Origin of the sequence: Bacillus testis (genome assembly GCF_001243895.1) — a bacterium.
Classification (GTDB): domain Bacteria; phylum Bacillota; class Bacilli; order Bacillales; family DSM-1321; genus Bacillus_AD; species Bacillus_AD testis.
The window spans coordinates 2,212,170-2,225,077 of sequence record NZ_LN851186.1; the positions used below are offsets into that span (position 1 = coordinate 2,212,170).

General features: G+C 42.4%; 14 protein-coding genes. 2 read left to right on the forward strand and 12 right to left on the reverse strand.

The genetic code is table 11. The annotated features are described in order from the left end of the window. Positions 1-128 precede the first annotated feature (128 nt). From BN1765_RS11210 to BN1765_RS11240, 6 genes are all read right to left on the reverse strand, one after another. Positions 129-896, reverse strand: coding sequence for an ABC transporter permease (locus tag BN1765_RS11210; RefSeq protein ID WP_069203082.1), 768 nt, complete (start codon positions 894-896; stop codon positions 129-131). A 1-nt stretch (position 897) separates the two neighbouring features. Further along, entirely contained in the window at positions 898-1,785 is an 888-nt protein-coding gene (locus BN1765_RS11215) for an ABC transporter ATP-binding protein (protein WP_050615215.1), read from the reverse strand. Between the two features lie 3 nt (positions 1,786-1,788). Further along, the gene (locus BN1765_RS11220) at positions 1,789-1,983 is read right to left on the reverse strand and encodes a PLD nuclease N-terminal domain-containing protein (RefSeq protein ID WP_050615216.1); all 195 of its coding nucleotides are present in this window, start codon (positions 1,981-1,983) and stop codon (positions 1,789-1,791) included. Between the two features lie 222 nt (positions 1,984-2,205). Then, a complete protein-coding gene (locus BN1765_RS11230) occupies positions 2,206-2,508 on the reverse strand; it encodes a YxlC family protein (RefSeq protein WP_050615218.1) in 303 nt (100 codons plus the stop codon). Next, a complete protein-coding gene (sigY, locus tag BN1765_RS11235; RefSeq protein ID WP_050615219.1) occupies positions 2,486-3,052 on the reverse strand; it encodes an RNA polymerase sigma factor SigY in 567 nt (188 codons plus the stop codon). The genes BN1765_RS11230 and sigY overlap by 23 nt, the downstream gene beginning before the upstream one ends. Before the next feature lie 268 nt (positions 3,053-3,320). Then, complete coding sequence (locus tag BN1765_RS11240) at positions 3,321-4,814, reverse strand: peptide MFS transporter (RefSeq protein WP_050615220.1); 1,494 nt, start codon at positions 4,812-4,814, stop codon at positions 3,321-3,323. Between the two features lie 212 nt (positions 4,815-5,026). Between BN1765_RS11240 and BN1765_RS11245 the strand changes: the two genes are divergently transcribed. Then, positions 5,027-5,530 (forward strand): YusW family protein, encoded by a 504-nt coding sequence (locus BN1765_RS11245; protein ID WP_050615221.1) that lies wholly within the window; start codon positions 5,027-5,029, stop codon positions 5,528-5,530. A 168-nt stretch (positions 5,531-5,698) separates the two neighbouring features. On the opposite strand, the gene BN1765_RS11250 is transcribed toward BN1765_RS11245, so the two are convergent. The 6 genes from BN1765_RS11250 to BN1765_RS11275 all read right to left on the reverse strand — a co-directional run bounded on the left by BN1765_RS11250 (position 5,699) and on the right by BN1765_RS11275 (position 10,865). After that, complete coding sequence (locus tag BN1765_RS11250; RefSeq protein WP_050615222.1) at positions 5,699-5,926, reverse strand: hypothetical protein; 228 nt, start codon at positions 5,924-5,926, stop codon at positions 5,699-5,701. An 83-nt stretch (positions 5,927-6,009) separates the two neighbouring features. Next, positions 6,010-6,753: a Cof-type HAD-IIB family hydrolase gene (locus BN1765_RS11255; RefSeq protein WP_075050803.1), complete on the reverse strand. Its 744-nt coding sequence runs from the start codon at positions 6,751-6,753 to the stop codon at positions 6,010-6,012. Between the two features lie 83 nt (positions 6,754-6,836). Then, on the reverse strand, positions 6,837-7,553 hold the full coding sequence (locus BN1765_RS11260; RefSeq protein ID WP_050615223.1) for a LutC/YkgG family protein: 717 nt from the start codon (positions 7,551-7,553) through the stop codon (positions 6,837-6,839). Then, entirely contained in the window at positions 7,550-8,980 is a 1,431-nt protein-coding gene (locus BN1765_RS11265; RefSeq protein ID WP_050615224.1) for a LutB/LldF family L-lactate oxidation iron-sulfur protein, read from the reverse strand. The genes BN1765_RS11260 and BN1765_RS11265 overlap by 4 nt, the downstream gene beginning before the upstream one ends. Before the next feature lie 52 nt (positions 8,981-9,032). Then, on the reverse strand, positions 9,033-9,752 hold the full coding sequence (locus BN1765_RS11270; protein WP_050615225.1) for a (Fe-S)-binding protein: 720 nt from the start codon (positions 9,750-9,752) through the stop codon (positions 9,033-9,035). Between the two features lie 378 nt (positions 9,753-10,130). Further along, entirely contained in the window at positions 10,131-10,865 is a 735-nt protein-coding gene (locus BN1765_RS11275) for a FadR/GntR family transcriptional regulator (protein WP_187119442.1), read from the reverse strand. Positions 10,866-11,210: 345 nt separating this feature from the next. On the opposite strand from BN1765_RS11275, the gene BN1765_RS11280 reads away from it, so the two are divergent. Next, a complete protein-coding gene (locus BN1765_RS11280) occupies positions 11,211-12,896 on the forward strand; it encodes an L-lactate permease (RefSeq protein ID WP_187119443.1) in 1,686 nt (561 codons plus the stop codon). Positions 12,897-12,908: the final 12 nt, after the last annotated feature.

Below are 12,908 nucleotides of genomic sequence, written 5' to 3' on the forward strand. Positions count from 1 at the left end.
TTTGCTTTCAACGTATCCATCCCCTAATAGAATTAGCTGCTGATTTACTTGTATGTCAAGAACCTAAAAGAGCAAATCTGATTTGATTTGGCCAAGTACACCAAAAGATTCGCTCCTTTTTATTCTTTTCAAGCATTTATATTCCTTTTCAAAGCATATGATGCTGCAAAGAGTAAGAGTATTATAGCAATCAACGTCACCAAAAGACAACCTGTAAACCCAGACGGCATTGAACCTTCCGTGATCATTGAAACGGCGTAGTCACTCAGCTGTGTCGGAAGCCAGGCGAGCGGAACAGAAAACCAGCCACCGGCTATCATCAAGGCACCCAATACGACCGCCGAAACCATCGCAACCGTAGCATTATTAAGAAAAATTGAACTGCACGCCAAGATTACCGCCACCACAAAACAAACGAAAAGCAAGTAGACCAAGAGCCCCAATAAAGCGTAGTCCCAGTTCAAATCCCCGAAGAGCACCGACGTATAGTAACCTGACAATAAAAAGCCGAATGTGACAGACAGAATGGCAAGAAGGCAATATGCCACCAGTTTGCTTCCTATTATATGGAAGGTTGCAACAGGCCTTGTCAACAGGAACACAAGCGAACCATTTTTCCGCTCATCTGCCACAGCTCCCATTGTCGCCACGATGAAAAGCAATATACCGATGCTATTATTTTGCGAAAGCACGGAAGCCATCACTTCCTCAGCCGTAGGAACCGGGATTTTAAAAATAGCTCCCTCGGGAAGGCTTCCGCTCAATTTCATTATATCTTCCATATAAAAGCTGCTGATTGGCTGCATGATGCTTAGGAGGCTGATGACTGCCGGAAGCCAAATCCATTTATAATTGCGCCAAAGTGTCCTCCACTCTTTCAAAAACAGCCATTTCATATTAACCAATTTTCATCGCCTCCATAAATACGTCTTCCAGCGAATATTTTTTCTCGCTGAAAGAGCGGATGGTAATAGAGCGATCAAGGCACCAACGTAAAAATTCACTGTTGGAATACTCATTTTTTATGACAATGCCGTACCGTCTATGGCCGAGCATTTCCCAATTTTGAACCAAAGGGCATGCATCCCATTCCACGTTTGTTTCAGTGGCCGTTTCAATAAGCAAGGTATGGTTTCGGCTGGAGAGAAGACTCTCCAAAGTCCCCTGGGCCACCAGCTTTCCTTTGCGCATCAGCAAAACATCGTCACTTATTTCTTCAGCGTCATGCAACACATGAGTAGAGTATAGGATTGTCGTTGTTTTTTTCAACTTGGAAAGCAGGTCCATACATTCCCTCCTCCCTATGGGATCCAATGCGGAAACCGGTTCATCCAACAGCAAGATATCCGGCCTGTGCAGGATTGCCTGCGCTATGCCGAGGCGCTGCTTCATCCCCCCGGAAAAACCGGCAATTTGCAAAGAAGCCGCATGGCTAATGCCTGTTATCTCCATCACTTCATCCATTCGGCTAAGCAACTCTTTCTTCTCCATACCTGAAAGCCCGCCCATAAGCCGCAGAAATTCTACTGCTTTCATTTCTTCAAAAAAGTGCGGTGCTTGCGGCAGGTAACCGATTCTCCTTTTCCAATCTTTTTCTTGATGCAAAGAAATAGTGCCTGCTGTCGGCCGAATCAACCCAGCAATCATCTTCAGCAAAGTCGACTTTCCGGCTCCATTGCTTCCGATAAGAGCCACACATCTACCTTGTTGGAGATGAAAAGAAATCCGATCAACCGCATGGACCGCCGGAAATTTTTTTGTGACTTCCTTCACAATGATATCCATGGCTCATTTCTCCTTTCTTCCGATTGTAAAGTAAGCGACAGGGCCAACAATATTCACAAATAAGATGATAATCGTCCATAACCATTTAGGGCCATTTGTGTGTGGGCGCTTATAAAGGCTCACTAAAGCTGTAACCATCAAAATCAACTGCAGAACAACAACTGGCCATAATAATTGAATCAATCGAGTTGTATCCACATTAATCCCCCCTCTTCTGTCTATTGGAATACAAGATAAAAAGAAGATAAATAATCGTCCCGGAAGGAATGTTCAGCAGGCCAACAAACCCCCAAAACCACGGATTATATCCCCTTTTCCGCGCAGAAAGAAAAATACATGTGCTCTGGACAAGAAGAGCAGTCCCCACACATACCGCCAATATGATCCTTGTGTTCACTGGTAATGAATTGAAATCGACAGTCATAGACTCTCCCTTTCCGAATTTCTGTGAATTAGAACATAGAATGGCACAGCAACTATTCCGGCAGCCTGGAGACACCAATAGACGGCAGCTGCCTTTACTATCAACAATAGAGACACAACAATGACCAAGCATGCAACTAGAATAAATGCAAACAGTTCCCTTCTTAATTTAAGCTGCAGCTGCGCTTGTTTTTGGTGCAGCATCCAAGCAATTGCAGCTTTGTTCGGTGCCTCGATGTCCACCTTTTGGTCAAACTCGCTGTACGCTCGTTTAATTTCATCTTCCTTCCTCGTTCCCAAAGGTGTCCAGCTCCTTCCTTATAATCCTTATCCCTTTATGTACCCTCGACTTTACAGTTCCTTCTTTGATCCTGAGTATAAGGGCGATTTCTGGATAACTATAGCCATAGTAATGTTTCAGCAGCACAGGAATCCGAATATCGGGGTCCAACCGTGCAATGCTTTCAACTACATCTGCAAATTCCAGCTTTTTCTGCTGGAGCTGCCATTTGAATAAATCAATCTGATGCTCTTTTTCTTTCCGAAAAAACCACTTTTCCCTTTTTTTCTTGCGCAGCAAGTCAACATACGTTCTAGTGGCGATTGTGATCAACCAACTGCTCCATTTGGAACGGCCATCGTATGATTGGATGGCCAAGTATCCCTTCAAAAGTGTCTCCTGAAGAATATCTTCCACTATATGGGGATCGGAGGTCATTTTCAGAATGTATTTGTACAAGAAAGAATAGTGGATCTGGAACAGTTCAGCAAATGCGTCTGCATCTCCTCGCTGCGCTTTCTGAATCAATAGCTGCTCATTTCCTGGCTCATGTACATCCAACATCTTCCCTCCTTATTTCCATTCACCTATAATACGGACAACAGATCGTAATCGTTCATTATTTTTTTCATTTTCTTTGATTTTAGGAGAACCGGGTATCTCCATTCAGACAACACTAAATAGGAAGGAAAAAATAACAGACCATATAAAAACGGCTCCTTAAACCTTTAAGGAGCCGTTCCATCAGCCATCAACCAGCTTGATCCGCGGCTCTCCATTGAAGAAAGAAAGCTTGGACACCGCACAGTGGATGGCGTATTTTATTATTATTTTATCTGACGCCTTTCATCGCTTTTTGCAGTTTAGGAGAAAGCAAGAATAAGATCAATCCAAGCAAAATAGAGAAAGCACCGATTACACCGAAATAAAGGATTTCTGTTTCCGGAGTATATAATTTAACGATATTGGCATTGATTGCCTGTGCAGATGCATTAGATAAGAACCACAAGCTCATCGTCTGTGCAGAAAACGCAGCAGGCGCCAATTTCGTCGTTGCTGACAGACCGACCGGAGACAAGAGAAGCTCCCCGATGACTACCAGGAAGAAACTTAAAACAAGCCACCAAGGGTTCGCCAATGATTCTGTTCCATTCACATATGCAGGAACGATCATAACGATAAAAGACAACCCGGTAAATAATAAGCCGATGGCGAATTTCTTAGGAGTGGATGGCTGTCTGTTGCCCAGTTTCACCCATAGCCATGCAAACACCGGAGCCAATGCAACGATGAATAGCGGGTTTAAGGACTGGAACCAGGAAGACTGGATATGGATGCCCGCCCAATCCAATTGGGTACGTTTATCCGCATATTGCGCCAATATGATAGAACCTTGTTCTTGGATTGCCCAAAACATCATCGCTCCAATGAATAGCGGAATGTACGCAAGCAATCTGGAACGTTCGTCAGAAGTCGTTTTAGGGCTTCTGTACATCACGATGAAATACATGATTGGAATCACAATACCAAGTATGCTGACCCAAGTAATGAACCCATCAATTGTCAACCAACCTGATACAGATGCAACAACAACAAGAGCAATGATAACTAGCGCACTAATTCCGATTATACTGAAAACTTTTTTCTTTTCTCCCGGCATTAGCGGGTTAGGAACATATGTACCTGCAAGGCCCAAGTTCTTTCTTTTCGTAACGGCGAAAACAATCAAACCTAAAAGCATACCGATTGCTGCAATAGAAAAGCCTAAATGATAATTGTATTTTTGTCCGAGTGTTCCGACAATTAACGGTGAAATGAATGCACCTAAATTAATTCCCATATAGAAAATACTGAATCCTGAGTCACGGCGATTATCGGTTTCGCTGTAAATATCACCTACAACATTAGAAACATTTGGTTTCAATAATCCCGTACCCATAATAATGAGGAACATAGACGCGAATAAACCCATTTTGCCAAAAGGAAACGCTAGGAAAATATGTCCCATCATTATGAGGACTCCACCGGTAAAGACTGTCTGCAGAGATCCCAACAAACGGTCGGCGATCCATCCGCCAATAATACCTGACATATATACTAAAGAACCATAAATGGCCATAATGGACAGAGCGGTGGATTCCTCCATTCCCAATCCGCCATTTTTCACTTCTGAATACATATAGTACAGAAGAATGGCTCTCATTCCATAATAAGAAAACCTTTCCCAAAATTCTGTAAAAAATAGTGTGAATAAACCTTTAGGATGTCCAAAAAAGCCTTTTTGAGGGACACTTTGGACTATCCTGTCTTTCTCTTCATGTGTCAAAAAAGACCCCTCCTTTATATACTTAAATAATAATACCCTAAAATATTAATTATAGCAAAAATTTTATTATTTCATTTGTTCAATAAATCAGCATTATCACATCAATACATAACCGAAATTATTTCTCGTTAGTAAATTTTTACCAGAATGATTATTCCGGCGATATTTAGGCAATAATTTTATTGAGATAACAAATTAGGAGGTTTTGTTCAATGAAAAAAGTATGTATGCTTCTTGTGTGCATTTGCATGGCAGCATTGGTCGGCTGCAACAATAATAATAATGATCAGAATGTCGATAAGAACCCGACTTCAACTAACCAAAATGGCAATGCTGCAAATAACGGCAACGGTACAACAACTAACAATCAAACAAACCAGACAGGTACCGCTACACAGAATATGCCTTTCACCTCTTTCGACTTAGACGTGGATTACAGCAATTTTAAATCATTTGAAGTCGATTATGAAAACGAAGATGACGGTCTGTCAGTGAAAGTGGAAGATGAAATCAACAACCGTACCTTGCGTGGAGATGAAGCATTGCAGGAATTACAAAATAAATTCCAGCATTATACTTTTGACAAAAATACAGATACAGACACAGTCATCAAAGAAGTACTCGACTCTTTTGACCTAAAGAATGATTTCAAAAAATTCGACCTGGAAATTACCTATAGTGACGGAACAGAAAAAGAATACCAGCTGCAAAAATAGCTTGTACTACCAGCTTTATTACCCTTTCCAATAACTAACAAACATGATTCCATCAGAAAGAACCTGCTTACCGCGGGTTCTTTCTCACATTGCTGCTGATCAACTAAACGATCTTATGCCAACCAACAGCCGAATTTTCCGGTTTCTGCCTTACCCTGTCTGCCAACTTCAACATTCGAAACATTTCTCTCCGCACGAATTATTTTTAAATATGACAATGAAACAACCAAACACCTCGATGAATAGCCCAACGCTTGTTAAGTATCGGCGTAGACCGATTGCCATGTATAAAATAGCAGACCATGATTTCTGTTCTTTGTTTTTAATCGCCAGGCTTCCTGCTTGTGCTTCAACCAGCACATTTACGATCACGCCGGCCAACCCAAAAAGGCCCAAGATTATTCTTGGACCTCTTTCTTTGGCAATTAAATGAATGATGCTTTTCCCGAATAAAGTTTATGGAAATTCCTTTTTCTTTCTTATAGCACCCATTTTTCAAGTGCCACAGCGACACCATGATGATCATTGGTAGCTGTGACCCAATTCGCTGCCTCTTTTACCGTCCTTTGGGCATTCCCCATTGCCACGCCTAAACCCGCTTGCTTGATCATAGCCAAATCGTTCAAGCTATCACCCATGGTCATCACTTCATCCATTGATAAATCCATATAGGAGCAAACCTTTTGGATGGCTGCCGCTTTATTTACACCCAGTGCATTCACTTCCAGATTTGATGGCGACGAATTCGTTACTTCAAATTCCCCTCTTTTTTCGATCTCTTTCATAACTTGATCGCGCAAAGGATTATCGCCGAATTCAAAACGCCCTTTTAACCATTGAACTGCTTCAAGATCATCTGGCATTTCATTATCCCAAATCCGGTCATCCCCGACTGCCCAAAATGGTATCTGATGTTTTCTGGACAGCTGCCACATCCAGTCCATCGACATCGTTTCAATGAAATTACGCTCAAGCAAATTACCTTCGCTGTCCCATATTTCACTTCCGTTGACTGTGATTAAATACGAAGATAAATTCAATGCCTCCGCAAATGTCTTGCATGTCAAGAGTGTTCGGCCCGTACTGAACACAACTGTAACACCTTTTTTCTGTACCTTCTTGATCGCTTCAGCGTTTTCTGTTGATATTTCCCCATTGCTGTTAAGAACGGTACCATCCATATCCAATGCGACTAATTTGATCTTCTTACTCAATGTCTGTATTCCTCCCAGATTTTACGATCATATAGTCTCTATTATAACGGTTATCCATCCAATTACAGTCTTTACTGCTCAACACTTGGAAATCAGCAATCCTCTACTACAATATATGCCGCCCGCACTGGGCCATGAACACCAACGACAAGGTTCATTTCGATATCCGCCGAATTGCTTGGCCCTGTTATGAAATTAACGCACGAAGCCACAGTTTTGCCTTCTGAAATGGATTTTCTGATCATTTGGGCTGCTTGTGTCATCCGAGGCACGATTGAACTTTTTGGGACGATGGCAATATAGGTAGTCGGTAATAGCGAGATGGAACGCCCTATATCTGGAGAAGAAAACAACACCACTGTCCCCGATTCCGCTAAGGTAATTTCACTGAACGTAATGCCGATATTTGAGCGTTCAGCCCGCTCGATATTTTCGTCTTTAAGTTCAGGATTCCATGTATAAACAGTTTCCCCTTCTGACGGCAGCTCCTCAGCAAGTAAGTGCCCACATCCATATTCGCCGAAACGGCCATCGTTCCCCACTATAATGGGGCCTCCTCCAAACTGGGAGATGACTTTCTTTAATATGTCGCTGCATTGTTCCCGCTTACAGCTGTAGTAATCTGTATGGATGTTTCGGCAATGGTTGCGGAACATCTCGATCAGTTGATTCTCGTCCCAATCACTATAGGTTTTTGCTTGAGGGTTAAACCGGTAATGGGGCTTCTCCATATTATGCTTTCTTTGCCGGCCTAAACTGGCTGCTATTTTATCCAGGAAGGCATCCCTGTTTTGAATGGTCCCTTTCATCGCTCCCCATCTCCTTTCTCTCTGTTCTTAAACCAATCTCTGAACCGTTCCTTATTCGGCGCAGGAAATTCACGAATTTCGGTCCATGCTTTAAGCGGTCCCGGGCCATTTGAGATCTTATCTTCCTTTGTAAAAGGGCTCATGGCTGCCGGCGCAATTTTACTTCCTAATTTATAGAGCATTGGCGATGCCGCCCCCAAGCCAAAAGCTTTCATTGCGAGCTTTTCTGAAATTGGCGCTTTTCCTTCCTTTTCGACGATGACTCTGCGGTGTTCATGCAATAATTCATGCAGAGGGATCTTCACAGGACAGGCATCGGTGCAGGCACCGCATAAAGAGGAGGCATATGGCAACTCTTTATATTCTTCGTATCCCCCAAGCAATGGGGATAATACAGCCCCAATCGGCCCTGAATAAATACTTCCGTAAGAATGTCCGCCGATATGACGATATACCGGGCAAACATTTACGCAGGCTGCACAACGGATACATTGAAGGACTGGCTGAAAAGCAGTTCCCAAAATGTTAGACCTTCCATTATCCACAATCACCAAATGGAATTCCTCTGCACCGTCCACTTCACCGGCAGCCTTGACACCGGTCGTTGCTGTTATATAGCTGGTCAGCCGCTGGCCAACTGCACTTCTTGTCAGCATACTAACCAACACTTCCCATTCTTCATGTGTTGGCACAATTCGTTCCATGCCCATTACAGCAATTTGAGTTTTAGGCAGCGTAGTAACCATGCGGCCGTTGCCTTCATTGGTAACAAGGGAAATAGAGCCGGTTTCAGCAATGGCAAAATTACAGCCTGTTATACCAATATCTGCTGATAAAAACTCTTTACGGAGAATTCCCCTTACATGTGAAGTTAATTCACTGGGATCAGATGTTTTCTTGTAATCCAACCGTTCACGGAACACATCTGCGATTTGATCTTTATTTTTATGCAAAGCCGGTGCCACGATATGGGAAGGCGGATCATGTTCATCGATTTGCAGAATATATTCGCCTAAATCCGTCTCGACCACCTCGCAGCCAATCGATTCAAGCACCGAATTAAGATTGATTTCTTCAGTGACCATAGACTTTGATTTTACAATCTTCTTGGCATTCTTTTTCTGAGCCACTTCTTTTATGTATCCTGTTGCCTCTTCAGGTGTTTCGGCAAAAAATACATGCCCTCCTCGTGCTGCAACATTTTCGCTTAATTGGTATAAATAATAATCCAAATTCTCCAATACATGCTGTCTAATTTCCTCAGAATGCGACCGCCATTCCTCCCAATTGCCCAGCTCTTCGGCAGCGGCCAGCCGGCGTTCATAAAGGCTTTCCTGGGCGGATGAAACCGCACTTCTCATAAATTGGTTTCCTAAGCCATTATCAACCCGTTCGCCGAATTTCTCATTGCCTATTTTCATAGCCATACATGTTCACTCCTTTTCCCTTAGTCCCCTTTTAAAGCGTTTACAATATCTATTACACTCTTGAATTCAATACTTCCGCTATATGCATTACCTTAATGGCTTTTCCGGTTCTCTCAATTCGGCCGCCAATATTCATTAAGCAGCCTGCGTCAGCGCCAATTAGCAGATCAGCGTCTGTTTCTTCCACATGGCACACTTTTTCATCCACCATCTGTTCAGAGATTTTTCCCATCTTTACCGAAAAGGTCCCGCCGAAACCACAGCAGTTTTGGACATTTTTCAAAGGAACAAGCGTAAGCCCTTTCACATTTTTCAATAATTTCATAGGCGCTTCTTTTACTCCAAGCAACCTTGTCATATGGCAGGATGCATGTACAGTGGCTTTAGCATGCAGGGTTGCTCCCACATCCTCGACCTTAAGCACATCCACAATAAATTGGGTTAATTCATAGGTTTTACTTGCAAGCATTTCTGCTTTTTTTCTCCATTTTTCATCATCTGCAAACAGTTTCGGATATTCTTTAAACATCGTGGCACAAGATCCTGAAGGTGTCACAATATATTCACTATCCGCAAAAGTAGCAATCATTTTTTTCATCGCTTCCTTCGATTCTTTCACATAACCGCTATTATATGCAGGTTGGCCGCAGCAAACCTGCGATTCCGGAAAAGTCACTTCACAGCCCAGCCGCTCCAATAATTCCACCGTTGCTTTGCCTACAGATGTGTTAAACATATCAACCAGGCAAGTTGCAAAAAGTGTTACTTTCATTTCTCCCACTCCATTCGAATTAGAGATCACCCAAAAGACAGGTCATCAGATGACTTATATACAGTCATATTCATCCATAACACCCTAAAATAGGAATGCTTATTAATATAATTTAACATATCATTCCTAATTTTTCGATATCTAAGTTTGAAAAGGTGAAAATTTCCCCTCACAGTGTTGAAGAACAAACTTGTTCATGTTCAAAATGAAAAACCGCTTGCACACCTCCTTCTGAAAAAAGGCAAGCGACGATTAAGATCAAGATGCTCACTTTCCGCATGGCGGGCGGTGAGCATCCACGGCGCAAAGCCATAAAAGGTTTCTATGTTTATTGGACACCATTATACTCCAACGATGTACAACAGAATTTTTGCGCCTTTAGTTTTCTTTTTCTCGATCATAATAATAGGTGGCCATATTTTTTTCGACAACGGTTAAATGATTGAACATACGCTTTTCTGCCTCTTCCCCATCCCTTGAACAGATCGCTTCGAGTATCGCTATATGATCCTCATATAGGGTTTCAATCGTTGTTTCTTTGGAATATAGCCAAATTTTCCTTGTTTCTTTCATATTGGCGCTCATCATCCCAGAAACCGTTTGCATCAGTTGGTAAAACATAGGATTTTGTGTAGCTTTTGAAATCGCCAAATGGAATTCAATATCTGTCGCTTCCTCTTTTACATCATCCCCAAATGCGTCTTTCATTCTCCCTAATATTTCCCGTAATTGCTTGATGTCATCTTCTTTTCGATTTTGGGCAGCCAGCCTGACAGCGCCAATCTCTACCGCCTTTCTGACTTCTAGCAGGTGGACAATATCGCCTTTGTTCATCAATACAGCGGAAGAAAAGGAAAAATCGATCGTACTTGCATCAAACCGTTTTATATATGTGCCTTCACCTTGTTTCATTTCAACCAAACCCTTTGCCCGCAACGCACTCAGCGCTTCCCGAATGGCCGATCTCCCCACCTGGAAGTTTTCCGCCAATTGTTGGACAGATTCCAATTTATCCCCTGGTTTAAGTGTCCCCTGTTTAATCATATTGTGGATTATTTCTGCAACTTCCTCGTATAATTTTCTTGGCTTAATTGCTCTGTATTCTATATCCATCTGTAGTCTCTCCTGTATTTAAAATAGACACATCCTGCCGTCTCTTAGGTCCGTAATGGCTGCAAGAACTAATCTGGCAACCATCTATTTTCCCTTATATTCAAAAAATAGAAAATTATGATTGCATTCCGATAAAACTGTAACATATAATGAGAAACAAATATAGTCATCTTGTCATTCAGTCATCATATGACCTTACTTTAGATTTTTTGTAAGGGCTTACTTTGGATTTTTGACTTTTAAGGGGGAAATTTTGTTTGCCCGTTATAGCTGGGCACTCTCGGTTCATATGGCCAGGGATAACCATTTGGACTGCTTCATCACTGAAACGCTTAAACAAAGGGGATGTTATCATTGACATGGTCACAAAATTTTTCGCCGGTGATGGATTCTTTATATGGATCTGCCATCGTTGCACTTATTCCAATCCTTTTCTTCTTTTGGGCTTTGGCTATCAAACGAATGAAAGGGCATACAGCTGGTTTATTAACATTGCTTGTCGCTATTATCATTGCCGTATTTTTATGGAAAATGCCGGCCAGTAAAGCTGTCATGTCCGCCACGCAAGGAGGGGTTTATGGCATCATTCCGATTGGCTGGATTATTATTACTTCGGTATTCTTATACAAACTGACGGTTAAAACCGGCCAATTTGATATCATTCGCTCCTCTGTCCTTTCGATTACAGAAGACCGAAGACTACAGGCTTTGCTTGTGGCATTCTCATTTGGGGCTTTCCTGGAAGGTGCAGCTGGGTTCGGGGCACCGGTAGCGATTTCAGCTGCTTTGCTGGTTGGGCTTGGTTTTAATCCCCTCTATGCCGCCGGGCTTTGCTTGATTGCAAATACTGCTCCGGTAGCTTTCGGAGCAATCGGAATTCCGATTACAGCTATGGAAGGTCCGACCGGGATTCCTGCGCTTGAAATTTCCAAAATGGTCGGAAGACAACTTCCATTTATTTCCGTATTCATTCCTTTTTATTTAGTAATGATTATGGTCGGGTGGAAAAGAACACTGGAAGTTTTGCCTGCCATCATGGTATCCGGCATTTCATTTGCCGCTGTACAGTACCTGTCATCGAACTTTTTGGGGCCAGAGCTACCTGACGTATTATCAGCGCTAGTATCTCTATTTGCTCTAGCTATTTTCCTTAAGTTCTGGAAACCAAAAACAATTTATCGTTTCAAACATGAAAATGAAGCTGCTGCAACAATGGAAAAACAAAATGAATCTTACACAGGCGCCCAAATATTTAAAGCCTGGTCGCCTTTCCTAGTATTGACGATGATGATTTCTCTTTGGGGCATACCAAAAATCAAACTGGCTCTTGCCGGCCATTATGAAGGTGGAAATGCCATCTTAAAGCTTATTAACAGCGTTGGGCATTCCATCACTTTTACTCCTGAAGTGCCTTTTTTAAATAATCTGATTTTAAACTCTAGCGGGGAGCCTATTAGCGCGCTATATAAAATTGAATTACTTGCAGCAGCCGGTACGGCCATTATGATTGCGGCTTTGATCACTAAGTTTATCGTCCGCATTTCATTCAAGGACTGGGCCAAGACTTTCTTTGAAACCTTAAATGAATTAAAATTCCCGCTTTTAACGATCATTTCAGTCGTCGCTTTCGCATATGTACTGAATGCAGCTGGAATGACAACTACGCTCGGCATGACACTGGCAAAAACGGGATCATTCTTTCCGTTCTTCTCGCCTTTCCTTGGATGGCTCGGAGTATTTATCACAGGATCCGATACATCAGCCAATGTTTTGTTTGCTACTTTACAACAAGTTACCGCAAACGGAATAGGCATGGAACCGGTCCTTGCACTTGCAGCTAATTCATCCGGCGGAGTAACCGGAAAAATGATCTCGCCTCAATCAATTGCAGTTGCTTGCGCGGCAGTTGGATTGGCAGGCAGAGAATCAGAACTGCTACGCTTCACATTGAAGCACAGTTTCTTCCTTTTGCTCCTTGTAGCAATCATTACAACACTGCAAAACGGCATTTTATCATGGATGATTCCTTAATAGATTTTGAGC